The organism is Nocardiopsis sp. NPDC050513 (assembly GCF_044457925.1).
GTDB lineage: Bacteria > Actinomycetota > Actinomycetes > Streptosporangiales > Streptosporangiaceae > Nocardiopsis.
Map to the genome: position 1 here is coordinate 557481 of NZ_JBITHK010000003.1, position 23581 is coordinate 581061.

The 23581-nt window shown below is 71.2% G+C and carries 26 protein-coding genes and 1 pseudogene; 13 read left to right on the plus strand and 14 right to left on the minus strand.

The features are described 5' to 3' along the window. Nucleotides 1-370 precede the first annotated feature (370 nt). Entirely contained in the window at nt 371-1162 is a 792-nt protein-coding gene (locus ACIBFB_RS07815) for an SURF1 family protein (RefSeq protein WP_397227447.1), read from the plus strand. Here the strand turns inward: ACIBFB_RS07815 and ACIBFB_RS07820 are convergent. Both ACIBFB_RS07820 and ACIBFB_RS07825 read right to left on the minus strand, forming a co-directional pair. Next, complete coding sequence (locus ACIBFB_RS07820) at nt 1138-1536, minus strand: DUF3817 domain-containing protein (RefSeq protein WP_397227449.1); 399 nt, start codon at nt 1534-1536, stop codon at nt 1138-1140. The genes ACIBFB_RS07815 and ACIBFB_RS07820 overlap by 25 nt on opposite strands. 127 nt (nt 1537-1663) lie before the next feature. Continuing rightward, nucleotides 1664-3262 carry a glycosyltransferase gene (locus tag ACIBFB_RS07825; protein ID WP_397227451.1) on the minus strand — a complete coding sequence of 533 codons (1599 nt, stop codon included), beginning with the start codon at nt 3260-3262 and terminating at the stop codon, nt 1664-1666. Nucleotides 3263-4325: 1063 nt separating this feature from the next. Between ACIBFB_RS07825 and ACIBFB_RS07830 the strand changes: the two genes are divergently transcribed. Next, entirely contained in the window at nt 4326-5039 is a 714-nt protein-coding gene (locus ACIBFB_RS07830; RefSeq protein WP_397227453.1) for a PIG-L deacetylase family protein, read from the plus strand. A gap of 165 nt (nt 5040-5204) precedes the next feature. Next, entirely contained in the window at nt 5205-6188 is a 984-nt protein-coding gene (locus tag ACIBFB_RS07835; RefSeq protein WP_397227455.1) for an NAD-dependent epimerase/dehydratase family protein, read from the plus strand. Between the two features lie 159 nt (nt 6189-6347). Here ACIBFB_RS07835 and ACIBFB_RS07840 read toward each other — a convergent pair whose 3' ends face one another. Together ACIBFB_RS07840 and ACIBFB_RS07845 are read right to left on the minus strand one after the other, a co-directional pair. Continuing rightward, nucleotides 6348-6722, minus strand: coding sequence for a DUF202 domain-containing protein (locus ACIBFB_RS07840; RefSeq protein ID WP_397227457.1), 375 nt, complete (start codon nt 6720-6722; stop codon nt 6348-6350). Beyond that, complete coding sequence (locus ACIBFB_RS07845; protein WP_397227459.1) at nt 6719-7066, minus strand: DUF202 domain-containing protein; 348 nt, start codon at nt 7064-7066, stop codon at nt 6719-6721. Before ACIBFB_RS07845 ends, ACIBFB_RS07840 begins: the two co-directional genes overlap by 4 nt. Before the next feature lie 279 nt (nt 7067-7345). Between ACIBFB_RS07845 and trxA the strand changes: the two genes are divergently transcribed. The 3 genes from trxA to ACIBFB_RS07860 all read left to right on the plus strand — a co-directional run bounded on the left by trxA (nt 7346) and on the right by ACIBFB_RS07860 (nt 9814). Beyond that, nucleotides 7346-7753, plus strand: coding sequence for a thioredoxin (trxA, locus tag ACIBFB_RS07850; protein ID WP_397227461.1), 408 nt, complete (start codon nt 7346-7348; stop codon nt 7751-7753). A 337-nt stretch (nt 7754-8090) separates the two neighbouring features. Next, complete coding sequence (gene pstB / locus ACIBFB_RS07855; RefSeq protein WP_397227463.1) at nt 8091-8963, plus strand: phosphate ABC transporter ATP-binding protein PstB; 873 nt, start codon at nt 8091-8093, stop codon at nt 8961-8963. A gap of 53 nt (nt 8964-9016) precedes the next feature. Beyond that, on the plus strand, nt 9017-9814 hold the full coding sequence (locus tag ACIBFB_RS07860; protein ID WP_397227465.1) for a response regulator transcription factor: 798 nt from the start codon (nt 9017-9019) through the stop codon (nt 9812-9814). A gap of 91 nt (nt 9815-9905) precedes the next feature. Here the strand turns inward: ACIBFB_RS07860 and ACIBFB_RS07865 are convergent, their stop codons facing one another. The 5 genes from ACIBFB_RS07865 to ACIBFB_RS07885 all read right to left on the minus strand — a co-directional run bounded on the left by ACIBFB_RS07865 (nt 9906) and on the right by ACIBFB_RS07885 (nt 14203). Next, on the minus strand, nt 9906-10205 hold the full coding sequence (locus ACIBFB_RS07865; RefSeq protein WP_397227467.1) for a hypothetical protein: 300 nt from the start codon (nt 10203-10205) through the stop codon (nt 9906-9908). Nucleotides 10206-10446: 241 nt separating this feature from the next. Next, a complete protein-coding gene (locus ACIBFB_RS07870) occupies nt 10447-11169 on the minus strand; it encodes a response regulator transcription factor (protein WP_397227469.1) in 723 nt (240 codons plus the stop codon). Between the two features lie 126 nt (nt 11170-11295). Continuing rightward, on the minus strand, nt 11296-12243 hold the full coding sequence (gene pstA, locus ACIBFB_RS07875; protein WP_397227471.1) for a phosphate ABC transporter permease PstA: 948 nt from the start codon (nt 12241-12243) through the stop codon (nt 11296-11298). Beyond that, nucleotides 12244-13203 carry a phosphate ABC transporter permease subunit PstC gene (gene pstC / locus ACIBFB_RS07880; protein ID WP_397227473.1) on the minus strand — a complete coding sequence of 320 codons (960 nt, stop codon included), beginning with the start codon at nt 13201-13203 and terminating at the stop codon, nt 12244-12246. Nucleotides 13204-13231: 28 nt separating this feature from the next. Further along, nucleotides 13232-14203, minus strand: coding sequence for a PstS family phosphate ABC transporter substrate-binding protein (locus ACIBFB_RS07885; RefSeq protein WP_397227475.1), 972 nt, complete (start codon nt 14201-14203; stop codon nt 13232-13234). Nucleotides 14204-14540: 337 nt separating this feature from the next. Between ACIBFB_RS07885 and ACIBFB_RS07890 the strand changes: the two genes are divergently transcribed. The 3 genes from ACIBFB_RS07890 (at nt 14541) to ACIBFB_RS07900 (ending at nt 15495) form a co-directional block, all read left to right on the plus strand. After that, on the plus strand, nt 14541-14759 hold the full coding sequence (locus tag ACIBFB_RS07890) for an EF-hand domain-containing protein (protein WP_397227477.1): 219 nt from the start codon (nt 14541-14543) through the stop codon (nt 14757-14759). Nucleotides 14760-14854: 95 nt separating this feature from the next. Continuing rightward, nucleotides 14855-15151 carry a DUF4287 domain-containing protein gene (locus ACIBFB_RS07895; protein ID WP_397227479.1) on the plus strand — a complete coding sequence of 99 codons (297 nt, stop codon included), beginning with the start codon at nt 14855-14857 and terminating at the stop codon, nt 15149-15151. 125 nt (nt 15152-15276) lie between these two features. Further along, on the plus strand, nt 15277-15495 hold the full coding sequence (locus tag ACIBFB_RS07900; RefSeq protein ID WP_397227481.1) for an EF-hand domain-containing protein: 219 nt from the start codon (nt 15277-15279) through the stop codon (nt 15493-15495). A 16-nt stretch (nt 15496-15511) separates the two neighbouring features. Here the strand turns inward: ACIBFB_RS07900 and ACIBFB_RS07905 are convergent, their stop codons facing one another. Beyond that, complete coding sequence (locus tag ACIBFB_RS07905; RefSeq protein WP_397227483.1) at nt 15512-16243, minus strand: spermidine synthase; 732 nt, start codon at nt 16241-16243, stop codon at nt 15512-15514. 179 nt (nt 16244-16422) lie between these two features. Between ACIBFB_RS07905 and ACIBFB_RS07910 the strand changes: the two genes are divergently transcribed. After that, on the plus strand, nt 16423-17730 hold the full coding sequence (locus ACIBFB_RS07910) for a glycoside hydrolase family 6 protein (RefSeq protein WP_397227485.1): 1308 nt from the start codon (nt 16423-16425) through the stop codon (nt 17728-17730). 60 nt (nt 17731-17790) lie between these two features. Here the strand turns inward: ACIBFB_RS07910 and ACIBFB_RS07915 are convergent, their stop codons facing one another. Then, a complete protein-coding gene (locus ACIBFB_RS07915) occupies nt 17791-18336 on the minus strand; it encodes a hypothetical protein (protein ID WP_397227487.1) in 546 nt (181 codons plus the stop codon). A gap of 69 nt (nt 18337-18405) precedes the next feature. Between ACIBFB_RS07915 and ACIBFB_RS07920 the strand changes: the two genes are divergently transcribed. Continuing rightward, the gene (locus ACIBFB_RS07920) at nt 18406-19878 is read left to right on the plus strand and encodes a cellulase family glycosylhydrolase (RefSeq protein ID WP_397227489.1); all 1473 of its coding nucleotides are present in this window, start codon (nt 18406-18408) and stop codon (nt 19876-19878) included. Between the two features lie 97 nt (nt 19879-19975). On the opposite strand, the gene hisG is transcribed toward ACIBFB_RS07920, so the two are convergent. From hisG to ACIBFB_RS07935, 3 genes are all read right to left on the minus strand, one after another. Further along, complete coding sequence (gene hisG / locus ACIBFB_RS07925; RefSeq protein WP_397227491.1) at nt 19976-20830, minus strand: ATP phosphoribosyltransferase; 855 nt, start codon at nt 20828-20830, stop codon at nt 19976-19978. Between the two features lie 62 nt (nt 20831-20892). Continuing rightward, nucleotides 20893-21156: a phosphoribosyl-ATP diphosphatase gene (locus tag ACIBFB_RS07930; protein ID WP_013156366.1), complete on the minus strand. Its 264-nt coding sequence runs from the start codon at nt 21154-21156 to the stop codon at nt 20893-20895. 111 nt (nt 21157-21267) lie between these two features. After that, nucleotides 21268-22092 (minus strand): SDR family NAD(P)-dependent oxidoreductase, encoded by an 825-nt coding sequence (locus ACIBFB_RS07935; protein WP_397227494.1) that lies wholly within the window; start codon nt 22090-22092, stop codon nt 21268-21270. A gap of 133 nt (nt 22093-22225) precedes the next feature. Between ACIBFB_RS07935 and ACIBFB_RS07940 the strand changes: the two genes are divergently transcribed. Both ACIBFB_RS07940 and ACIBFB_RS07945 read left to right on the plus strand, forming a co-directional pair. After that, a complete protein-coding gene (locus ACIBFB_RS07940; protein WP_397227496.1) occupies nt 22226-22924 on the plus strand; it encodes a class I SAM-dependent methyltransferase in 699 nt (232 codons plus the stop codon). Nucleotides 22925-23326: 402 nt separating this feature from the next. Further along, nucleotides 23327-23581: pseudogene (locus ACIBFB_RS07945) on the plus strand (glycoside hydrolase family 15 protein); the annotation flags it as partial.

Below are 23581 nucleotides of genomic sequence, written 5' to 3' on the forward strand. Positions count from 1 at the left end.
CCAGCGGCGCGGAACGCCACGCACACGGCACCGGGGCGCCCCCGCTGATCTGCGGGAACGCCCCGGGAAAGAGTGGCGAGGATCGCCTCCGCATCCCCCCTCAAAGTACGGAGGCGACCCTCGCTCTGGGAAACGGCCTGCGACTCCTCCCCCCTGGAGTCGCGGCCTGGAAGGTCTGCCCGCGGAAACGATCCTGTCGTTCCGCGTTGATAGAGACACTACCCACCCCACCCTCGAATAACAACCCTCAGTCACTGGAAACTACTTAAAGTGATCGTCATTCCTCGCCCCCCTCGCGGCCAAGGCCGTCCGGGCAGTGTCAATCCGGGGTCATGACCGGGTCCCGGAGAGGCACGCATAGCCTGTTCGGGTGAGATCACCGCTGCTCAGTCCTCGCTGGATCGGCCTGCACCTCCTCGTCGTGCTGGCGGTCACCGTGTGCTCGGCCGGGACCTACTGGCAGTCCGTCCGCGCCATCGAGCCCGACCGCGACGTCATCACCAACCCGGCCGAGGACCTCGCCGACGCCACCCCCGTCGACGACCTCATCGAACCCGGCGCCTACATGCACCCGGGCCTCTTCGCCAACACCGCCGTCGAGGCGACCGGGACCTACGACGCCGACGCCCAACTCCTGGTCCCGCGCGTCGAGGACGGCGTCCGGGGCTTCGACGTCATCGTCCCCCTGGTCACCGACGACGACGTGGCCCTGACCGTCAACCGGGGCTGGACCGAGGACGGCGCCGACGTCCCCGACGCCCCCGGCGGCGAGGTCACCGTGACCGGATGGCTGCTGCCGCCCGACAGCGCCCCCGACGGCATCATCCCCGTCGACACGCCGGACGGCCAGGTCGAGCGGATCGCCGCCTCGGTCCTGGTCAACGAGTGGGACTACCGCCTCTACGAGGGGTACGTCGCCCTTCCCGAGGACGACCCCGCCACCGCGTCGCTGACCCCCGTCCCCCCGCCGGAGCCCCCGACCGAGATCACCGTCAACTGGCGCAGCCTCAGCTACGCCGTCCAGTGGGCGATGTTCGGCGTCTCCGCGATCGCGTTCTGGATCATCCGGATGCGCCGCGACGTGAGAGAGGCCCGCTCCCAGCGGGAACGGGCCTCGGAGACGGAGGAGGAGCGGGGTCAGGCGGTCGGCGCGGGCTCCTGAGCCCCCCGGTCGGCGGCGCGCTCGGCCTTGACCAGCCGGTGCTCGACGACGAAGCCGAGCACGGGAACGGTGCCCGCCAGCACCACGCCCAGGGTCCGCCCCGCACCCCAGCGGCGGTTGAGCGACACCCACAGCACCACCAGAACGTACGCCATGTACACATAGCCGTGCGGCATCGCGATGAACAGCATCAGCGGCGACTCGGGGCCGAACCAGTGCTCCAGACCGCTCGGCGCGGGCACCAGGGAGAACCTCGCGTCCTCGCCGACCAGGTACTTCGCGGGCATGGCCACGAAGGTCAGGCCGAGCAGGAACACACCGGTCACGTACGCCAGCACCCGGTACAGCGTGAACGACACGCGTCTGCTGTCCACCGCTACCTCACCCCATCCACAGACTGCCGCCCCGAGGAGGGTCGGGGCTCCTCCCCGAGGCTAAACGCTCCCCGGCACCGCCCCGCGCCGGGGTGGGCGAGGCGGTGCGATCTCACACGGGACCAGGTCAGGACCGGTTCGACACCCGCACGGGGCTGCGCCACCGGCCGTCGGAACTGGCCGTCCACGCCCGGGGGACCATGCGCAGCGACAGGTAGGCGTCGATCAGCCGCATCGGCAGGAAGAACAGCCCGTAGATCAGGTAGGACGGCCGCCTCCGGACCATCGCCATCACGCACGTGAGCGCGTAGTCGGGAACGAACAGCCCGACCAGCAGCGCCGTCGGCGGCAGGAACGCGGTCACCGCCGTGACGCCCTCCCCGTAGAACGGGATGCTCAGCACCGGTTCCCCGCCGACCGTCCCCACCAGGACGAACAGTCCGAGCGCCGACGTGGCCAACAGCACAGCGGAGACCAGCACGACCTCCAGCAGGTACGGGGCCAGGAACAGCCAGAACGCGCTGGGCCACACCCCGTGGCGGCGGATCGTCTGCCAGAACCCCAGTGTCCACCGGCCCACCTGCTTGGAGTAGTCCCGCAGGGTGAACGGGTCCTGGCTGTAGGCGCGGGTGTCGGGCCGCATGGAGATCCGGCCGAGGCGCTTGCGCTGGAGCTCGAAGGTCATGTTGAAGTCCTCGATCACCAGCCCCTTCGGGTTGACCTCGATCTCCCGCAGCGCACTGCTGCGGTAGACGCTGGCGAAGCCCGGGACGATGAACGCCGTGCTGGAGCGCCGCCAGGTCTGCCCGAACCGCATGAAGTACTGGAGCGTGAAGTACAGCCGGTCCCGGTAGGCCGAGATCAGGCGGCCCGCGAACGTGCGCTCGCGCGGCTTCCACTCCGACACCACGAACCCGGCGACGGCCGCCACGTCCGGATCCCTGAGCTGCCGCTTGGCCCCCTCCACGTACCCGGCGTCCAGCTCGGTGTCGGCGTCGAGGATGAGCACGGCGTCGTAGTCGTCGGTGAGGGCGAACTCCTCGATCACCGCCTCCAGGGCGCCCGCCTTGCCGCGGTTGGTGAGCAGTTCGAGGACGTTCACACCGGTCCGCGCCGCGATCTCGGCGGTGGAGTCCTTGGACGAGTCCGAGACGACGTACACGTCCCAGCGGTCGAAGAGCCGCAGTGCCGACTCGATCGCGCCGCCGATCACCGGCTCCTCGTTGTGCGCCGGGATGATGACGGCGATGCGGACGTCACGCGGCTCGTCGGACCCCTCGGACCCGTCCCGGGCCACCGTGCCGTCGCCCTTCCCCGCCAGCCCGGCCGACGCGGCGCCGTCCGGGACGCGCCCGGACTCCGCCCCGGGCTCCTCCGCCGCCGGGTCGATCGTGTCCACCGCCGCGCCACCGGACTCGGTGGCGCCGGCGAGGACGAGAACGCGTTCGCGCTCGGCCCCCCTGGCCACCTCCCGCCTCCGCGAGCGCGCACCGCGCCCGACCGCGGCCCGGACCGAGCCCTCGCCCAGCCGCAGGATCCCTACGGCGCTCCACCACAGGAGGTTCGCGCCGAACGCCAGCCACAGGAACACGTAGGCGAGCGCACCGCCCCCGGCCGCGTCGGCCGCGGTCGTCGCGAAGTCGAACCAGTAGACGAACAGTGCCGCTGCCAGGACGAGGGCGACCAACCCCGCCAGCAGGCCTCCGATGAAACGTACGCTACGCACAATCCTGGGACCCTCCGGAAGTCACTGGTTTTCGGACCGACATTAACCGCAAAGTCGGTGTTAGATTGACGCCCTGCGACTCGGATGGGTTCACCCGGCTTCGCGTCCTATGTAGGCCACGCAAATCGTATCCACGGGCTTGCGTGAGGTGGTACCCATTAGAGGATATTTGTGATGACGGCCGGAGGCGGTCCCCCTCCGGTTTGTTCGAGGCTGCCCGGAGCACCGGAAAACCTCGCGGACGGTGACACGAGGAGACAAGGAGAACGCCAGACGTGATCGGCGACGTACCGACCACTTCGGCCGCATCGGACCCCGAACCCCCGAACTCCGGCACCATGGCACCAGCACCCACCAGGCACGATCACCGTGCCACGGGTGCCGCGGAGCGGCGGTCGCGAAGCCGTGTTCCGGCAACGGCGGTCGGCGGGGGCGCCGGATTCGGCCTCGCCGACCGTTTCCCGGCGCCCGGATCAGAACCGTGTCCGGATCAGTTCGAAGGGTCACTTCGACATAACCGAATACACGTAGTAGATCCCGAGAATCCCACAGGGACGACCTTCTCGGCAATACGGAAGAACCCCATAACGGACACGACTCACGGCAACTCGCCACAATGGAGAATCTGGCCTCACCACGGCCACACCGAGCACAGGCGCCACAGTGCGCTGCTTCAGGGGAAGAATCACACCGAATGCGTACACGCGTTCGCAACAAAGTGGGACGAATCCACACATCCGTCCACACTCCGCCCCACGAGCGCGACCACGGACCCAGCCGCTGACCCACCCGTCCGCCCCGGCCGCCGGTGGACCGGAGCGGCGGCGCCGCCCCTCCCACCGCTCGACCGACCGTGATTCGGACACCCCTGCACTCACTCACACCTCGTGCGCCCCGAGGTTCACACCGCGCACGTAACCCTGACTCGCTCTCATGACCACCACAACCAACGCGGCCACCACACCGCCCACGGGTCCCGCTCCCCACTCCGGTCTCGCCTCCGCCGCCCCCGGCCGACCGGAATCCCCCATACGCCCCTCTCGGTAAAGGACGGGAAACTGGCATGAAGACGGACTGGTCCCAGGAGCGCATCCTGGTCCTCGCACCCCACCCCGACGACGAGACCCTTGGCTGCGGTGGTCTCATGAGCAAGGCCAAGGACGCGGGTGCCGAGGTCTTCGTGCAGTTCATGACGGTCGGCGACACCGCCGACCTCTCCCCGAAGGGCTTCTCCACCGCCGAGGAGCGGTTCGCCGAGATCAAGCAGGTGCGCGACCACTTCCGCTGGGACGACTGGCACATGGCGCTACCCGGCGACGAGTACCACCTCCGGCTCGACCTCGTCGGCCGGCTCCGGCTCGCCCAGGTGATCGAGAGCGAGAGCCCGATCTCCGTCGCCCGCCTCCGCCCCTCGGTCGTGATCGCCCCGCACCACACGAGCTACAACCAGGACCACCGGGCGGTCGCCGAGGCCGCCCACACCGCGCTGCGCCCCTCCAACGCCGCCCTCCGCCACCACCCCCGCCTGGTCCTCGCCTACGAGGAGGCCGCCGACCAGTGGCGCGCGGACGCGGTCGCCCCGCCCTCCCTCCTCGTCGAACTGGACGAGAGGGACCTGGCGGCCAAGCTCCACGCGATGGCGACCTACGGGTCGCAGAGCCACCCCCACCCGCACACCCGCTCAGCGACGACCCTGCGCGCCCTGGCCGTCCTGCGGGGCATGCAGGCCGGGGTCGCGCTCGCGGAGGCGTTCCACGTCCTACGCCAGCACGCCTGAACCGCCGGGCGCCCCTCCGGCCGTGCCGCCCGGCGCCACGACCGTCCCCGCGCCCGCACGACCCCGGCCGGGCCGCGCGCCCGGCTCCACGGACCACCCCACCGATCCCGTGTGTCCATGGCCCCGTGAAACGCGGGGCGCACCAACCCACAGTGGAGGAAGACAATGAAGACCCTCGTCACCGGCGGCGCCGGGTTCATCGGCTCGCACCTGTGCGACCACCTGGTCGCCCGCGGCCACGAGGTCACCGTCCTGGACGACCTGTCCACCGGTTCCGCCGACAACCTCTCCCAGGCCGAACGGGCTCCGGGCTTCCGGTTCGTCCGCGGCGACATCCTCGACCGCGACCTCGTCGACGCCCTCGTCGCCGAGTCCGACACCGTCTACCACCTCGCCGCCGCGGTCGGCGTCCACACGATCGTGGACAGCCCGCTCCGGTCGCTGCGCACCAACCTGCACGGCACGGAGAACGTGGTGGAGGCCGCCGTGGCGCACCGGGTGCCGTACATGGTCGCCTCCACGAGCGAGGTGTACGGCAAGAACGACGCCGACGGCCTCACCGAGGACGACGACCGCGTCTACGGGTCGCCGACCAAGAGCCGGTGGTCGTACGCGGCCGCCAAGGGTCTGGACGAGCTGGTCGCCTACGTGCACGGCGTCGAGTCCGGCGTCCCGTGCGTCATCACGCGGTTCTTCAACGTGGTCGGACCGCGCCAGACCGGTCGGTACGGAATGGTCGTCCCGCGCTTCGTCGACCAGGCGCTGGCCGGTGCGCCCATCACCGTGTACGGCACGGGCACGCAGCGGCGCTGCTTCGGCTCCGTCTTCGACGTCGTGCCCGCGATGACCCGGCTGATGGAGACGCCGGAGGCCCACAACCGCGCGGTCAACCTGGGCGGACGCGAGGAGGTGTCGATCAAGGGGCTCGCCGACCGCGTGGTCGCGCTGACCGGGTCCTCCAGCGCGATCACCTACGTGGACTACGAGCAGGCCTACGGCGAGGGGTACGAGGACATGCAGCGCCGCTATCCCGACACCTCGCTGGCCCACCGGCTGATCGGCTTCGAGCCGACCCGCGACCTCAACGACATCATCCAGTCACTCGTCGAACACCGCCGATCGATCCGGTCCGTTCCCACGCCCGCCTGACGCGGGGCGGACGTCGACGGCCCCGGTGTGCCCCCGTTCCCGTGGGAGGGAGGGACACGGCCACCGGGCGCCCGCACTCCGCCCGCTCAGGGCATGCTCCACCCGTCCCGCCCGCCCGGGACGGCCCCGAACCCGTGCCCGGCGGCCCGGCCCCCAGGGTCAGGCCAGGAGAACCGGCACCATGAGGACGACGCTGAGGCCGAGGACGCCGACGCTGAGCAGACCCATCGCCCACGGGCGGGCCAGGGTGGCCGGCGGCCGACCGGTCACCGCTTCGCGCAGGCCCCGCCCGGTCCGTCGCCAGCGGTGCCACAGGTGCAGTCCGAGGACGCAGCACATGAGGAGCAGGCAGACCAGGACCGCGAACCGGACGGTCGGCGGCGCCACCGGCAGGGCCGGTTCCGTGCCCACCAACGACCCGCGCAGGTACAGGACTCCCACGACGACCACCAGGATCAGGGTGCGCTGCCAGGACAGCAGCGTCCGCTCGGGCTGACGGCCCGTGTCCCGGTCCTCGTCACCCGCGGCGGTCACCGCAGGTTCCCCCAGAGGATCACGGCGCACACCACGAAGACCGCGAACGTCGCCACCACCGGCAGCAGGCTCATCCGCAGGGTCTGTCCGCGGCTCATGACCCTCTGCACGTGGTACCAGCGCAGCGGCGCGTACACGGTGATGACACCGGCCAGGACCGTGAGCGTGAGGCCGACCGTCGTGCGCTGGGCTCCGCTCCAGTCGAGCGGCAGCAGGTGCAGCACCGCGACGGCGCCGGCGAGGAGGGCCAGGGCGGTCCGGAGCCAGGCGAGGAAGGTGCGCTCGTTGGCGAGGGTGAAGCGGTAGTCGACCGGGGTGCCCTTCCCGGATGCGTCGGCACTCATCCGTCCCCCCGTGGACCTCGCGATGTCGCCGTTCGGACCACAGTTCGCGATCCGGTCACGACAATGGGACCGTGTCCCTTGAGCAGACCCTAGCTCCAGCGCGCCCATCCTCCCAAACAGGTATGCAATGCGTGTTGTGTCGGAAACCGCCCGTCGGCGGCTCCGCGGACCCCGTGGAGCCGTGGAACAAACAGGCGGACACCACTGCTGTAGCACTGCAAGAGGATGGCAGTTGGCCACAGGTCGACACCAGACGACGATCAGATTCCAGGAGACCCCGTGCCCACCGTCGAACTCACCAAGGACAACTTCGCCGACACCCTGAAGGACAACGAGTTCGTCCTCATCGACTTCTGGGCCGACTGGTGCGGTCCCTGCCGCCAGTTCGCCCCGGTGTTCGAGAAGTCCTCGGACAAGCACGCCGACATCGTGCACGCCAAGGTGGACACCGAGGCCGAGCGCGAACTCGCCTACGAGTTCAACATCCAGTCCATCCCCACGCTCATGGTCGTCCGCGACCGGACGGTCATCTACAACGAGCCCGGGGCGCTCCCGGCCGACGCCCTGGACAGCCTGATCAGCCAGGCCCGGGAGCTGGACATGGACGAGGTCCGCGCGAAGATCGCCGAGCAGACCGCCCAGGACGACGACGCCCGGCCCCGGACCGAGAGCGACGGCCAGGACTGACCCTCCCGTTCACCGGACCGACGGCCGCCCCGGGGCGGCGGCGCCACCGCCGTCGCGCCGGGGCGGCGCCCGTGATCACCCGCCCGTTCACCAACCGCGCCCACCAGGTCACCAACACCATCGCCTTCCGGGCGGTCACGGACGGTGGTCGCCCCGCCCACGCGGCGTCCCCCGCGGAAGGGTGACATCCACCGGGCCCGGAGTCCACCGCCCACGTTCACTTTGGCCACGAGGTTCGTTCACCTCCGCTTCATCCGGACACCTTTGCATGGGTACGACCGCGCTCCGCGGGATTCGCCCCTCATCGACCGCGTAACCTCCATCCGGAAGTGGCCCCATGTCTGTCAGCAACACCGCGACTCCCCGCGGCGCCGAGTCCGGCCGCGGCGTCGCCCCCGACACCGTCCGGTACAACCGGGAGGTTCCCGGTCTCGACGAGCCCGTCTTCGACGTCAGCGGCCTGTCCATCTACTACGGCGACAACAAGGCCGTCCGCGATGTGAACATGAAGGTCGGACCGCGTCAGATCACCGCGATGATCGGCCCCTCCGGCTGCGGCAAGAGCACCGTTCTGCGCACGCTCAACCGGATGAACGACCTCATCCCCGGGGCCCGTGTCGAGGGCGACGTCACCTACCACGGCGAGGACCTCTACGACCCCGCCGTCGACCCGATCGAGGTCCGCCGCCGGATCGGCATGGTCTTCCAGAAGCCGAACCCGTTCCCCAAGTCGATCTACGACAACATCGCCTTCGGCCCCCGCATCAAGGGAGTGCGCCGCGGCCTGGACGAGATCGTCGAGGAGTCGCTGGTCAAGGCCGCGCTGTGGGACGAGGTCAAGGACAAGCTCAAGCAGAGCGCGTTCGCCCTCTCCGGCGGCCAGCAGCAGCGGCTGTGCATCGCGCGCGCCATCGCGGTCAACCCCGAGGTGATCCTGATGGACGAGCCGTGCTCGGCGCTCGACCCCATCGCCACCCTCAAGATCGAAGACCTGATGTACGAGCTCGCCGACGAGTTCACCATCGTCATCGTCACCCACAACATGCAGCAGGCGGCCCGCGTCTCCGACCGGACCGCGTTCTTCACCGCCGGCGTCGACGAGAACGGCGACCGGTTCGGCAGCCTGGTCGAGTACGACGAGACGGCCACGATCTTCAGCAAGCCCTCCGACAAGCGCACCGAGGACTACATCTCCGGCCGCTTCGGGTAGGCCACGCGCGACACGCCCCGTCCTTCACTCCCCTTCGACGAAGTGGATCGCCCATGCCCGCGCTCAGCCCCTCCGCCTCGGTCCCCCAGCCCTCGGGCTCGCCGGACCAGGAGGAGCGGGTGGAGCGCGGCGGCGAACGGTCGGAGGGGCCGCTGCGCGTTCTGCTGATCGAACCGGAGTCGGAGCAGTCCCACCAGCTCGTGCTGTCGCTCACCGGGCACGACATGGACATCACCGTCTGCGTGGACGGGGCCGAGGCCCTGCTCCGGATCGGCATGATCCGACCGGACACGCTCGTCACCAGCGCCAATCCCCCCGAGGTCGACCTGGAGACGCTCGTGCGGGTCACGCGCCGCGCGACCGACATCCCCATCCTCATCGGGGTCGGGCCGGGCGACTCCCAGCGCGCCATGCGGGCGCTGGCCGCCGGGGCGACGGCCTGCGTGAACCGCCCCTACCGGATCCCCGAGCTCTCCGCGCTGCTGCGCGGTTCACTGCCCGCGGGCGACGCGCCGGTGCCGATCAACGGGGTCCAGCACCCCGTCGCGCTCCGCTCGGGGGCGCTGGAGCTCGACGCCCTGGGCCACCGGCTGTTCGTGGACGGCAACCCGGTCAACCTGGCCCTGCGGGAGTTCGGGATCATGGACTTCCTCATGCGGAACAGCGGGCGCGTGGTGAGCCGCGAGGAGCTGTGGACCGAGGTGTGGCACAAGCCGCTGCCACCGGTGAACAACACGATCGCCGTGCACATCCGACGCCTGCGCCACAAACTCGGCGACTCCGAGTCCCAGCCGCGGTTCATCCACACGGTGCGCGGGATCGGCTACCGCCTGGACACCCTCGCTCCCTGAGCGGGCCCCGCGCCCGCCCACGGACCGCGGCCGAGCGCGGCGACCCGCCCTCTCTGGTGGGGCGCGCCCCCGCGCTCGTGCCGCCGGGACCTCAGCGGTTGTCGCCGTACAGGTGGTCCGCGGCCGCGTCGGCGGCCGCACCGCCCGGATCCTCCACGATCCCGCCGACGGCGTCGGCCTGGTCCTGGAACCCCTGCGCGGTCTCGGCCGCTCCTCCGAGGGCGTCCTCGCCGTAGGCCTGGGCCGCCTCGGTCGCGCCCCCCACGGCCCCCTCACCGTAGGCCTCGGCCGACTCGGCGGCACCGCCCAGCGTCTCGGAGACCCCCTGGGTCATCTCCTCGGCGGCTCCGCCGAACAGACCCCTGAACCACTCGATCACATCGTCGAACATCGCTCTCTCTCCGTAGGTTCTCCCTCTTGTTATCCCTCCGAGATAAGCACGCCATAAGGGAGGGGAAGGGAGACCCGCCGCGAGGGTGCGGCGACGTGCCGGTCGGGCCTCGCGGGGAGCGGTCTCGCCCGTCTCGCCCCACCCGGGGATGCCGGGGATGCCGGTGGAGACGATCGCGGGCCGTCGGCCGAGCGGGGACCACCCGGAGAAGACGTCGCCCGGCTCGGCGCGGGTGAGCGCGTCACACGTCGCCGTCCGGCACGGTCAGCCGGTACCCCACCCCGTGCACCGTGCTGATCCACCGCGGCCGAGCCCGGTCGTCCCCCAACCGCTTGCGCAGCCGCATGATGTGCACGTTGAGCGTGTTGGTGCGCACCGGCTCGTCTCCGGCCCAGGCGGCGCGGATCAACTCCTGCCGGGACACCACCGTGTCCACGTTGCGCGCCAGGTGCCGGAGCAGCAGGTACTCCGTGGGCGGCAGCGCCACCAGTCTTCCGTCGAGCCGGAACGCCGGGGCCTCGCCGTCGACTCGCAGCCTCCCCAGGTCGACGGCGCCCGCGTCGCGGGGGCCGCGGCCCGGCCCCCGCACGAGCGTCCGCAGGGCGGGCAGCAGGGTGTCGGGGCGGTAGGGCCGCTCCACCGTGCGCGTCGCCCCGAGGGACCGCGCCGTCTCGGCGTACGGCGCGTCCCCGGGCGGTACGCCCACGACCACGGGCAGCCCCTGGTCGGAGCTACGGACGATGCGGAGGAACTCCAGCGGATCGATCGGACCGTCCATCGATCCGAGGAGCACCGCGTCCGGGGCGGTCCGCCCGAGGAGCAGCAGCGCCTTGGGCGCCTCCTCGCAGTACAGGACGTCGATCGGCTCCCCGGCCAGGAGCACCCGCAGCTCGGACTCCCTGTGCCGGTCCGACTCGCCCACCAACAGCGTCGGCCGCCCCTCCGGGTGCGACGGAGACTCCACGCGCGGCCCTCCTGGAACGGGACGAACCCGACGCGGCCGTGGCGGTGCCGGACGGGGGGCTGACCGAACGACCGGGCCCGTGGGCGACCACGGGGACCCGCCGGGGTGCGCTCTCCGGCACCCCGGTCACCTCGCGTTCTTCTTCTCGTAGTGGTTGCGCAGCCAGATCGCGAACGAGTTCATCGACAGCAGCACCGCCAGCATGAGGATGGTCCCGGCCGCGGCGAGCACCCGGAACTCGTCCTGGGGGCGGCCCGCGTAGTTGTAGATCTGGACCGGCAGCACCGAGTACTGCCCGTCGAAGAAGGTCGGGTCGAAGGTCACGAAGGTGACGGCGCCGACGAGCAGCAGCGGCGCGGACTCACCGATCGCGCGGGAGACGGAGAGGATCACCCCGGTCAGGATGCCCGGCAGCGCGCCCGGCAGGACGTGGTGCCAGATGGTCTGCCACTGGGTGGCGCCGAGACCGAGCGAACCGAGACGCGTCGAGTTCGGGACGGCCTTGATCGCCTCGCGCGCGGCGAGGATGACCGTCGGCAGGACCAGCAGGGAGAGGGTGAGCGAACCGGCGGCGGCGACGAACCCGAGGCTGAGCGGTCCGCGCACGATGAACGCCAGACCCAGGATGCCGAACACGATGGACGGCACGGCCGCGAGGTTCTGGATGTTCACCTCGATGGCCCGGTTCCACCAGCGGCTCTTGTCCGCGTACTCCTCCAGGTAGACCGCCGCGCCCACGCCCACGGGGACGATGAACAGCACGACGCCGCCGATCACCCACAGCGTACCGAGGATCGAGGTCCGGTACCCGGCGTTCTCCGGGAAGAGGGTGGACGGACCCTCGGTGACCAGCGAGGTGTCCAGGCGGGGAAGGCCCTCGATGAACGACCAGACGATGATCGCGACCAGCCCGAGCAGGGCGAAGCCCATGCCGAGCAGCAGCAGGGCGCGGAAGACCACGTTGGCCACGCGGTCGCCGGGCGACGACGGAGTGAAGATGCTCTCGGTGGCCGCCCGGGCTCCCGCGACGGCCAACCGCGACCTCTGGGGCCGCTTTCCCTTGTCGATGACCATTTACTCGTACACCTCACGGAAGCGGCGGACCAGACGGGTCGCGATGATGTTCATGACCAGCGTCATCGAGAAGAGCAGGGTGCCGACGGCGAAGATCGTGTCGTAGACGACCGTGCCCTGCGGGATGTCGCCGGTCGCGGTGCCGCCGATGTAGGCGGTCATGGTCTGGGCGGAGCCGAACCAGTTGAAGGTCAGGTTCGGGTTGCCCGCGCCCGCGGCGATGAGGACGACCATCGTCTCGCCGATCGCGCGGGAGGTGCCGAGCACGACACCGGCGATGATGCCGGAGATCGCGGCCGGGAACACCACGCGCAGGGTCACCCGCATCCTGCTGGCCCCGAGCGCGTAGGCGCCCTCGCGGAGCCCGCCGGGGACCGAGCGCATCGCGTCCTCGGCGACGGAGGCGACCAGCGGCACGATGAGGAGGCCGACGGCCACACCCGCGATACCGATGGAGAACGGGGTGTCCCAGGGGAAGAACGGGAACAGGCTCTCCGCGATCGGGCGCATGAAGAAGAACGCGAAGAGGCCGATCGCGACGGTCGGGATGCCCTCCAGGACCTCCAGAGCCGGCTTGATCACCTTGCGCACGCGCCGCGAGGCGTACTCGGACAGGTAGATCGCGGAGGCGAGGCCGATCGGGACCGAGACCAGGAGCGCGGTCACGACGACGATCAGCGTGCCCACGACGATCGGCAGGACACCGAAGGACGGGTTCGCGAACGCGGGCTGCCAGACGGTGCCGAAGAGGAACTCGGAGAGGGTGATCTGTCCGAAGAAGCTCACCGTGGGGATCACGAGGGCGATGACGATGCCCGTCGTGACGAGGACGGAGAAGGCCGCGCACAGGGCGAGGAAGAGTTTGACGCCCCGCTCGCCCAGGTGGGAGGATCCGGCGCCCGCCAACGGCCGGCGCTGGTCAGCGCCGGCCGGAGGGGTCGCCATGTTGCTGTCTGCCATGGCTGGAGTGCTCTCAGATCGAGGGCGGTCAGTTGGTGAGGGACTCGATCTGCTCGGTGCTCGCGGCCATCTGCTCCTCGGTCAGCGGAACGAAGCCGGCGGCCTCGGAGATCGCGGCCTGGTTCTCGATGTAGAAGTTCATGAACGCCACGGCCTCCGGGCGCTCCAGGGCGACGTCACTGGCGTAGACGTAGAGCCCGCGGCCCAGGGGGGCGTAGGAGCCGTCCTGGACGTTCTCCAGGGTCGGCTCGACGCAGCCCTCGCCGTTGTCGATCTGCAGCGGCTTGACGGCGTCGCCGGCCTCGGTGAAGTAGGAGTAGGGGATGTAGGCCATGGCGCCCGCGTCGCCCTCGACGCCCACGATGGCGGCCTGGTCGTCCTCGCCGATGTCGGTGTAGTCGTTGCGGATCACGCCCTCCTCACCGTTGATGGCCTCGGTGAAGTAGTCGAACGTGCCGGAGGAGGAGCCGGGGCCGTAGAGGGTGATGTCCTCGCCGGAGAGGTCGCCGACGTCGAGGCCGTCCACGTCGCCCCACGTGGTGACGGTGGAGCCCTCGTTCCAGATCTGGCTGGCCTGGTCGATGGTGATGCACTCGAGCGGGTTCTCGGGGTTGACCACGATGGCCAGGGCGTCGTTGGCGACCTGGACGTCCTCGAACGCGATGTCGTTGCCCTCGCAGGCAGCGATCTCGTCCTCGCCGATCTCACGCGAGGCGTCGTTCATGTCCGTCTCGCCGTTGCAGAACTTCTCGAACCCGCCGCCGGTGCCGGACTGGGCGACGGAGACCCGCACGTCGGGGTTGGCCTCCATGAACAGCTCGGCGGCGGCCTCGGAGAGGGGGCCGACGGTGCTCGAACCGTCGATCGAGATCGTGCCGGACAGGTCCGAACCGCCCTCGCCGGTGCCGCCTTCCTCGCTGGCGTTCCCGCCACAGGCGGTGAGGATGAACGGAACCGCTCCGGCCACGCCGACGACCTGAAGCCACTTCTTAGAGATCACGTGGAAATCCTTGACTCGTTGCTTGCGGCCGACAGGGGGAACCGCCGACCCGGTGCAGGGACCGCCCGGCGTGTCCCGCCGAGCACGTTCCCCATGCAAGGCGGTCCGACTGATCAGGGAAAAGAGAAAAGATGAACGAAAGATGAAGGAGCCGACTCAATTCGCACCGAGCCCCGCCGGGAAATGACACTGAGAATTCATATCACCACGAAGCGTGACGATCCTTGACCTCCGGTTTGCTCCGCGTGGCGTGCCCTTGCCTTTCCGTTGGGACGCGCGCACCGATACGCTGACGCGAGCCGCGACCAGCCCCCACGCAGGGAAGAGAGGGACGCACATGTCCGAGACCACGGAGTACACCGCCACCTTCGCCCTCGTCGACGCCGACGGGGACGGGCTCATCTCGGCCGGCGAACTCGCGTCGCTCATGGAGAGGCTGGGGGACGCGTGCACGGACGAGAGGGCGGCCGAGGTCGTGCGGGCCATGGACGGCGACGGAGACGACCGCATCTCCCTGGAGGAGTTCGCCCGCTTCATGTCCGGCGACCGCGGCTGAGCGCCGGGGCCGCTCGGACTCCGCCGGGGCCCTTCCCCGCGGAATGTCGTGGGCGGGTGGCACGATCGGAGCCTGCCCGACCCCAGGAGGTTCCCATGTCGTTCCAGGCCTATCTCGACGCCATCGAGGACAAGACCGGTCTGATCCCGCGTGAGCTCGTCGACCGTGCCAAGGAGAGGGGTTACGACGACCCGTCGGTCAAGGCGGGGACGATCGTCCAGTGGCTCGCCGACGAACACGGCCTGGGGCGCGGCCACGCGATGGCCCTGGTCCACGTCGTCAAGAAGGGCCCGCGCATCAGCGCCAAGCACGTGGGCACGACCGGCGCCCACCGGGATGCCTCGACCGAGCTCTGGCTGGACGGCAAGGCGACCCATCCCCGGAACGCCTGAGGACCGCGCGGGCGGGCGCGGCCGTGCCCGCCGCCGCGGCGCACGGCCGCGCCGCCTTCCCGAACCGGCCCCGCCCCGATAGCCTTGCGCCGGACCAGACCCCGAATCCCGCGAGGCCGAGGCAGATGCCCGACACCAACGAGTACGCGGCGACCTTCGCGTTCGTCGACGCCGACAGCGACGGGCGCATCACCGCCCAGGAGTACGCCGACCTGATGCACCGCATGGGGGACAGCTGTACCGAGGAGCAGGCCCAGCGGGCGATCGAGGCGATGGACCAGGACGGCGACGGGCTGATCACCCTGGAGGAGTTCACCGTCTACATGGCCGGCAACGAGGACTGAGCCCCCGGCCGCCCTCTCAGGCCGCTCCGTGCGGACCGCGCGCCAGGTAGACGACGTCGGGCACGCCCCGGGCCACCGGCACCTCGACGACCTCGACCGACGCGAACCGCCCGCGCAGCGCCCGCTCGAAGGCGGGCGCGGCGTTCGCGCTCCAGAAGGCCAGCAGGCCCCCCGGGGCCATCAGCTCGCCGAGCCCCTCCAGCCCGGCGTCCTCGTACAGCCGGCCGTTCCCCTCGACGACCGTCCAGTCGGGACCGTTGTCGGTGTCCAGGCAGATGACGTCGTAGCGCGGGGGGTCGGGCGCGGCGCGCGCGTCGTCGAGCCAGCGGACGATGTCGGCGTTGTGCACCCGGCAGCGGGGGTCGCGGTGGACGTAGCCCGCGGCCTCGCCGAGTTCGCCGTCGTGCCACGCGATGACCCTCGGTTCGAGCTCGACCACGTCGACCCTGGCCACGCGGGGGTGGTCGAGGGCCTCCCGGGCGGAGAAACCCACGCCCAGGCCGCCGATGAGCACGCGGGAGAGCGAACGCCCCCGGGGCAGCGCGGCGAGGCCGGTCCGCACCATCTCGCGCTCGGAGGTGCCGTCCCGGGTGTCCATGAGGAACACGCCGTTGGAGTAGATCTCGTAGTGCGCGCCCACCCGGCGCAGCACCAGGTCACCGCCGGTCTCACCGGTCACCCGGTCCAGGGTGACGGTCTCTCCCTCGGGAACGGTGTACGCCGCGCGCTCCGGTCTTCGCTGCTCCATGCCCACATTGTGCCCTCCGGGCGCCGCGTCCGAGGAAGACTTCCGTTACTCCCCTGGGCCCGACGTGCGCCACAGGGTAACCTGACCACGCTATGGGAGCGCTCCCAACTCCTCGCACGGGGTCTGAGGCGGGGTGAACCGGAGGCACACGACGGGGGTCCGCGAACGAAGGAAGGCTCATGTCCCGAAGACGCCCAACCCTCGGAGCCGCCCTGGGCTCCGCCTCCGCGCTGGTCGCCGTGGCCGCGCTGCTCGGCACGGCGCCGGTCTCGGCCGACGGGTCCGAGTTCTACGTCAACCCCGACACATCGGCGGCCGTGTGGGTCCGGGAGAACCCGGACGACCCCCGGGCCGATGTCATCGGCGACCGCATCGCCTCGGTGGCCCAGGCCACCTGGTTCACCCAGCACAACCCCGGCGAGGTGCGCGCCGAGGTCGACGCGGTGGTCGGCGCCGCCGACGCCCAGGGCACAGTGCCCATCCTCGTCGTCTACAACATCCCCGGGCGCGACTGCGGCAGCCACAGCGGCGGAGGGGCGCCCGACCACGACTCCTACCGCGCCTGGGTGGACGAGGTGGCAGCCGGACTGGAGGGCCGTGCCGCCACCGTCGTGGTGGAGCCCGACGCCCTGCCGCTGGTGAGCTCGTGCGGTGACCCCTCCGAACTCCTCGACTCGATGGCGTACGCGGGGCGGGCGCTCATGGCCGGGTCCTCCGAGGCCCGGGTGTACCTCGACATCGGGCACTCGGCGTGGCTGTCCCCCCAGAGGGCCGCCGACCTGCTCAACGGGGCGGACATCGCCCACAGCGCCCACGGCATCGCCACCAACACCTCCAACTACAACCGGACGGCGGACGAGATCGCCTTCGCGGAGGCCGTCATCGCCGCCACCGGCGTCCCCGGGCTCGGAGCGGTGATCGACACCAGCCGCAACGGCAACGGCCCCGCGCCCGACGGCGCGTGGTGCGACCCGCCCGGCCGGATGATCGGCCGTCCCAGCACCAGCGACACGGGCCACCCGCTGATCGACGCCTTCCTGTGGACGAAGCTGCCGGGCGAGGCCGACGGCTGCATCGCGCCCGCGGGCCGGTTCGTCCCCCAGGCCGCCTACGACATGGCGGTGAACGCCCCCCAGCCCACGGACGAGCCCACCGGTCCCGACGAGGAGCCGAGCGGTCCCCCCTCCGATGAGGACTGCACCGCCGAGTACCGGGTCGTGTCCACCTGGGCGGGCGGCTTCCAGGCGGCGGTGACGGTCACCGCCGGGTCCGCGCTCTCCGGATGGACCGTGACGTGGACCTACTCCGACGGCCAACGCGTCGACCAGGGGTGGAACGCCGACATCACCACCGACGGCGCGCGGGTCACCGCCACCGACCTGGGCTGGAACGGGTCCCTCGCGCCCGGTGAGAGCACCGGGTTCGGGTTCACCGGCACCCACGACGGCGCGGGCGGCGTGCCCGAGGCGGCCTGTCTGGCGGCCTGAGGCCGCCGGCGCACGGGGTGGGGCGAACCGCGCTCCACCCCGTCGTCGCGCACGCGCGGGTCAGGTCCCGGCCGCGGCCCGGGCCTCGGCGCCCGCCGCCGCCCGTCGGACGACCACGACGGGTACCGCGCAGACCCAGCCCGCGCACGCGCCCCACAGGAGACCGCCGAGCGCTCCGGCGAGCGCGGAGGCGAACAGTGCCACGGGACCCGCCCCCGCGGCCAGGGCGTCCGCGGAGGCGCGCAGGACGTCCGCGGCCACCAGTCCGAGCAGGACCGCGGCCCAGACGGAGAGCAGGAACCGCGCGGAGCCGGCCCCGGGGCGCCGGTGCAGCGCCCGGCGGGTCCACCACGCCGTCACGGCGGTCAGGACCAGCACGGCCAGGAGTTCCGTCGCGACGTGCCACGGGGGCTGCCCGACGGCCGCCGGGCCGAGGCGGGGGAAGGCGAAGGGGACGCCGAACGAGGAGGGCAGCAGGAGCCAGGCGGCGCGTGCGCCGAGCCAGGCCGTGAACGCGGCGTCGGCGAAGAGCACGCAGGGGAGCAGCACGGCGACGGCGGCGGCACCGGCGACGCAGATATTGCGAATCTTATTCACCTTTTGCATCCTAGTGATCCACGTCTCATCCACCACCCCGAGACCCCCTCGCCCCCAGCCCACGAAAGGGCGGTGCCGATGCCGCGCCACGTCCGACGTCGACCCACCCGCCGCCTCCTCACGGCCGCGCTCGTGGCGCTCACCGTGCTCCTGTCCACCGCCGTCGCGACCGTCACCCGGCACGAACCCGGACCCACCCGGTACATCACCGACGAGCGGGGACGCGCCCTGTTCCTCCACGGCTTCAACACCTCCGGCTCGGCCAAGTCCGACCCGGAACGCCTCCCGTGGATCACCGAGGAGGCGGTCCAGCGCGAGTACGACCTCATGGGCACCAACTTCGTCCGGCTGCTCCTCCAGTGGCAGGCCCTCGAACCGGAGCACGACGCCTACGACGAGGCGTACCTGGACGCGGTCGCCGAGCGGGTCGACTGGTACGCCGAGCGGGGCTACCACGTCCTGCTCGACATGCACCAGGACCTGTACGGCCGGTTCACCAGCCCCGAACGGCACTCCGGCAACGGCGCCCCGGAGTGGGCGACCCGCACCGACGGCCTGCCCGTGGAGCCCCGGGAGACGTGGGAGCTGGTGTACTTGGAGCCCGGGGTGGTACGGAGCTTCGACCACTTCTGGGGCACCGCCGGCGACCGCCCTGAGCTGATGGACGAGTACGCCGACGCCTGGGCCCACGTCGCCGCGCGCTTCGCGGACGAACCGGCGGTGCTCGGCTACGACCTCATGAACGAGCCCTACGGCGGCAGCCTCCAGGGTCCCGACTTCGAGAACGGCCCGCTCGCCGAGCTGTACCGCCGGTGCGCCGCGCGGATCCGCGAGGTCGACCAGGACACCTGGCTCTTCGTGGAGGGACAGGCCGTGGGCGTCAACTGGGGCCTTCCCTCGTCCCTCCCGCACCTGACCGACCCGCGCCGGGGCGAACCCCGGATCGTCTACGCGCCGCACGCCTACCCGCTGCCCATGGACCTCGGCCAGCCGTACGCGGGCGACTCGCGGCAGACGGTGGAGGCGAGCATCGAGCTGTGGTCGCGGAGCGTGCGCACCACCGCCGAGCGGCTGGAGGCCCCGATCGTCCTGGGCGAGTTCGGGCTCGACCTCTCCGGCGAGGGCGCGCTCGACTACGTGGCGCGGATGCTGGCCGAGACGGAGGGCATGGCCACCGGCCGGGCGTACTGGTCCAACGACCACGACGGCTGGGGGCCGTGGGCGGACGAGGACCTCGCCCCGGGCCCGCTCGTGGCCGCGATGAACCGGGCCTACCCGCGCGCGGTCGCCGGGCGTCCGCTGGAGATCGGGCACGACGCGGACGCGGCGCGGCTCACGGTACGGTTCGCGGTGCGCGACGGCGTGTCCGGACCTACCGAGCTCTACCTGCCCGAGGACACCTATCCGACGGGATTCGCGCTGTCCGTGGACGGATCCAACGGCGCGGAGGACTGGACGTCGGAGTGGGACGGGGAGCGGCGCGTGCTGTTCGTCGAGACGCCCTCCGGGGAGCCCGGGGACGAGTACACCCTCACCGTCGTCCCGGAGTGAGACCGCCCGTGGACGGGAACGGGCCCCGCACCGGGGAGCGGTTCGACCCGGGTGCGGGGCCCGTCGGACACGCGCACGCGTGCGCACGCCCGCACGGTCAGAGGCGGCAGGCGTAGATGTCGGTGACCAGGATGGCCCGGGCGCCGAGCTTCCACAGGTCGTCCATGATCCGCTGGGCGTCCTTGCGCGGCACCATCGAGCGGACCGCGACCCAGCCCTCCCGGTGCAGCGGGGAGACCGTCGGCCCCTCCATGCCCGGGGTGAGCGCCACGGCCGGTTCCAGGTGCTCGGCGTGGACGTCGTACTCCATCATCACGTAGTCGCGGGCGACCAGGACGCCGCGCAGACGCCGCAGGAGCTGTTCGATCTTGGGCTCCTCGTCCGCGCCCCTCGGCCGGATCACGACCGCCTCGGAGACCAGGATCGGCTCGCCGAAGGTCTCCATGCCCGCCTGGCGCAGCGTGGTCCCGGTGGAGACCACGTCGGCGACCGCGTCGGCCACACCGAGCTGCACGGAGCTCTCGACGGCTCCGTCCAGGTGGATCACCCGGGCGTCGACGCCGTGCGCGTCCAGGTAGGAGCGGAGCAGGCCGTCGAAGGACGTGGCGATCCGCTTGCCGTTGAGGTCGGCGACGGTCATGCTCGCGCCGTTGGGGGCCGCGAAGCGGAAGGTGGAGGCGCCGAAGCCCAGCGCGAGGACCTCGTCGACCTCGGCGCCGGAGTCGAGCAGCATGTCGCGGCCGGTGATCCCGGCCTGGAGGATGCCCTCGCCCACGTAGACGGCGATGTCCTTGGGGCGAAGGAAGAAGAACTCGGTGTCGTTGTCGGGGTCGACCATGACCAGGTCACGGGTGCTCTTGCGCTGCCGGTACCCGGCTTCGCGCAGCATCTCGACCGCGGGTTCGGACAGTTGGCCCTTGTTGGGCACGGCGATGCGCAACAGATCGGACATTGCGGGTTCCTTCGTCGGTTCTGGCGTTGCGGGACGTCCGGTGAGCCGGTGCCGGAGACCGGCTAGAGATGCTTGTAGACGTCCTCGAGGCGAAGGCCACGGGCCAGCATCAGAACCTGGAGGTGGTAGAGGAGCTGCGAGATCTCTTCGGCCGCCTGGTCGTCGGACTCGTACTCGGCGGCCATCCAGACCTCCGCCGCCTCCTCCACGACCTTCTTGCCGATGGCATGGACACCGGCGTCGAGCTGGGCGACGGTCCCGGACCCCTCGGGGCGGGAGCGCGCCTTCTCGGACAGCTCGGCGAACAGCTCTTCGAAGGTCTTCATGGTGTCTTTCCTCGACCGACAGTGCGCTACCAGCCTAGGCGCTCCGAGCGCCCGCCGCCGCAACGGGAGGCGGATGTCTCACGATGCGGTCCACGAACTTCCGGAGCGGACTCAGGCCATCCGTCGGGCCAGGGCGCGCACGACCGAGCGCGGCAGCACCCTGAGGACCCCGTCGGCGGTCTTGTACTGGGCGCCCGGGATGACGTGGGACCGGCCGGCGGACCAGGCCCGCAGGGAGTCGCGCACGAGCTGGTGCTTGGGCACGAAGGCGAATTCGGGCAGGCCCCTCTCCTGGACCGCGCGGGTCATCTCGGTGCGGACGAAGCCGGGCAGGACCACGGTGACGTGCACGCCCTGCTTGCGCACCTCGGCGGCCACGCTCTCGCTCCACAACGTGACGAACTTCTTGCCCCCGCCGTAGACGGAGCCGCCGGGGTTGACCGGGGGCTCGCCTGCCAGCGACGACACGTTGATCACACCGAGCCTGGCGGTCTCGCCCGCCGCGCGCCGGGCGATCTGGACGGGCAGGACGGCGCGGGTCAACTGGAGGACGGCGCGCACGTTGAGGTCGAGCATGGCGTCGATCTCGTCCGGGTCCTGGTCGGCGAACGGGCCGCCGTCCCCGCGCCCGGCGTTGTTGACGAGGAGGTCGACGGGGGCGCCGCCGCCCTCGCCGTCGGCGGACAGGCGCCCGGCCACGGCGGCCACGCCCTCACGGGACCCGAGGTCGGCGGGGAGCGTCTCGACGCCCGTGCCGTAGGTGTCCCGGATGTCCTCGGCCAGTTCGTCGAGGAGGGCCGCTCGGCGGGCGACGAGGACCAGGGCGTACCCGCGCTGGGCCAGCCTGCGCGCGAACTCCTCGCCGATGCCGGTGGAGGCGCCGGTGACCAGTGCGGTCCGGGGGGCGGGTCGGGGCGTGGTGTCCGCATCGCTCATGGGGGCAGACTACTCCCGCCCCTCCCGGGGCGGTCGCTCCCGCGGCCGGTCCGTGCGTGAACACAGCGTTGCGTACGCCGGGACTTCACGCCGATCCCTCCCGTCCGCCCGCGCCAGACGCTAGCGTTCGGGTATGGCCGAGCCCCAGAGTCCCACCGGACCTCTCACCGCCCTCAGGCTGGACGACCGCCTCCGCGACACCAAACTCTTCTTCACCCAGGCGGTACGGACGTTCCACGCCACCGGTTCCGTCGTTCCGAGCAGCAGAGCACTGGCCGACGCCCTCGCCGAGTACGTGCGCGAGCGCCCCGATCCCGAGCAAGCGCTGCGGATCCTGGAGGCAGGGGCCGGGACCGGCGCGATCACCCGTGGCATCGCCGCCGCCATGCGGCCGAAGGACACCGCCGACCTGGTGGAGGCCAACCCGCGGTTCGCCGCCCACGTCGAGGACCTGCTCGGGCGCGATCCCGAACTGTCCGCCATCGCCGACCGCGCCACGGTGCACGCCGTGCTCGTCAACGACATGGGCACCGACCAGACCTACGACGTGATCGTCTCGGGGCTCCCGTTCGCGAACTTCACGGCGGAGCAGGTCGGCGAGATCCTCGACCACTACTTCACGGTGTTGCGGCCGGGCGGGACGCTGTCCTTCTACGGCTACCTGTACACCAAGGAGGTCAAGGCGGTCATCGCGCGCCGCGAGGACTACCTGCGCCAGGCCCGTACGAGCTGGCTGGTGCAGGACTGGATCGACCGCTACGGAATCCGCTCCGAGCGCGTGTGGGCCAACTTCCCGCCCGCGTGGGTGCACCACCTGCGCAAGCCCGCCTGAGCCCGCCGACCGTCCCGGTCGACGCCGGTATCCGCCGTCCGACGGCCCCGCCCCCGCGCCACTGCGCTCCGGGAGCGGGGCCGTCTCACGACCAGAACAAGATTCGCCCTACCGTGACCTGATTCGCCCGGACGAGGTGTCGCGGTGACCCGTGTCGCGCGGGTAGTCTCGCGTTGGCTTCTTGAGGACCCGACCTTGTCCCGGCCGACTGCGTGTCCAGTCTGTCGGTGTTCACACCAAATGTTCCCAAGGTCTGCATCAAGTCCCCTGAAGCCCCTCCCGCGCCACAAGCCCTGGGTTCTACCGTCTTCACACCACTGCGGTGTGCGCCCGAACCATGCGCGCGGAATCCCATTTCTCACCGACGTCCCCAGGTCAACGAAGACCGATGGAGGAGGCAACGTGACGCTCACCCAGGCGGCCGGAGCGGCCCCAGGCCTGTCCGACCGGACCGGCGACACGACCCCCGAGGCCCTGCCCGTGGATGTGCGGCGGCGGGTCTCCGCTCTGGCCCGTACCCCCCGCCTCCTCATCGCCTGCGACTACGACGGCGCCCTCACCCCCGCTCTCACGCCTGGCGGTGGTTCCGCGCGCCCCGACCCCGTCGCGGTGCGGGCTCTGCGCGAGCTGGCCGATCTGCCCGGCACCACCTGCGCC

What these genes read in the sequence shown, in the direction of transcription:
- ACIBFB_RS07830 (WP_397227453.1), top strand. Translation starts at nt 4,326, where the DNA reads ATGAAGACGGACTGGTCCCAGGAGCGCATCCTGGTCCTCGCACCCCAC.
- ACIBFB_RS07835 (WP_397227455.1), top strand. Translation starts at nt 5,205, where the DNA reads ATGAAGACCCTCGTCACCGGCGGCGCCGGGTTCATCGGCTCGCACCTG.
- ACIBFB_RS07845 (WP_397227459.1), bottom strand. Translation starts at nt 7,066, where the DNA reads ATGAGTGCCGACGCATCCGGGAAGGGCACCCCGGTCGACTACCGCTTC.
- pstB (WP_397227463.1), top strand. Translation starts at nt 8,091, where the DNA reads ATGTCTGTCAGCAACACCGCGACTCCCCGCGGCGCCGAGTCCGGCCGC.
- ACIBFB_RS07860 (WP_397227465.1), top strand. Translation starts at nt 9,017, where the DNA reads ATGCCCGCGCTCAGCCCCTCCGCCTCGGTCCCCCAGCCCTCGGGCTCG.
- ACIBFB_RS07865 (WP_397227467.1), bottom strand. Translation starts at nt 10,205, where the DNA reads ATGTTCGACGATGTGATCGAGTGGTTCAGGGGTCTGTTCGGCGGAGCC.
- pstA (WP_397227471.1), bottom strand. Translation starts at nt 12,243, where the DNA reads ATGGTCATCGACAAGGGAAAGCGGCCCCAGAGGTCGCGGTTGGCCGTC.
- pstC (WP_397227473.1), bottom strand. Translation starts at nt 13,203, where the DNA reads ATGGCAGACAGCAACATGGCGACCCCTCCGGCCGGCGCTGACCAGCGC.
- ACIBFB_RS07890 (WP_397227477.1), top strand. Translation starts at nt 14,541, where the DNA reads ATGTCCGAGACCACGGAGTACACCGCCACCTTCGCCCTCGTCGACGCC.
- ACIBFB_RS07895 (WP_397227479.1), top strand. Translation starts at nt 14,855, where the DNA reads ATGTCGTTCCAGGCCTATCTCGACGCCATCGAGGACAAGACCGGTCTG.
- ACIBFB_RS07900 (WP_397227481.1), top strand. Translation starts at nt 15,277, where the DNA reads ATGCCCGACACCAACGAGTACGCGGCGACCTTCGCGTTCGTCGACGCC.
- ACIBFB_RS07905 (WP_397227483.1), bottom strand. Translation starts at nt 16,243, where the DNA reads ATGGAGCAGCGAAGACCGGAGCGCGCGGCGTACACCGTTCCCGAGGGA.
- ACIBFB_RS07910 (WP_397227485.1), top strand. Translation starts at nt 16,423, where the DNA reads ATGTCCCGAAGACGCCCAACCCTCGGAGCCGCCCTGGGCTCCGCCTCC.
- ACIBFB_RS07915 (WP_397227487.1), bottom strand. Translation starts at nt 18,336, where the DNA reads ATGCAAAAGGTGAATAAGATTCGCAATATCTGCGTCGCCGGTGCCGCC.
- ACIBFB_RS07920 (WP_397227489.1), top strand. Translation starts at nt 18,406, where the DNA reads ATGCCGCGCCACGTCCGACGTCGACCCACCCGCCGCCTCCTCACGGCC.
- hisG (WP_397227491.1), bottom strand. Translation starts at nt 20,830, where the DNA reads ATGTCCGATCTGTTGCGCATCGCCGTGCCCAACAAGGGCCAACTGTCC.
- ACIBFB_RS07930 (WP_013156366.1), bottom strand. Translation starts at nt 21,156, where the DNA reads ATGAAGACCTTCGAAGAGCTGTTCGCCGAGCTGTCCGAGAAGGCGCGC.
- ACIBFB_RS07935 (WP_397227494.1), bottom strand. Translation starts at nt 22,092, where the DNA reads ATGAGCGATGCGGACACCACGCCCCGACCCGCCCCCCGGACCGCACTG.
- ACIBFB_RS07940 (WP_397227496.1), top strand. Translation starts at nt 22,226, where the DNA reads ATGGCCGAGCCCCAGAGTCCCACCGGACCTCTCACCGCCCTCAGGCTG.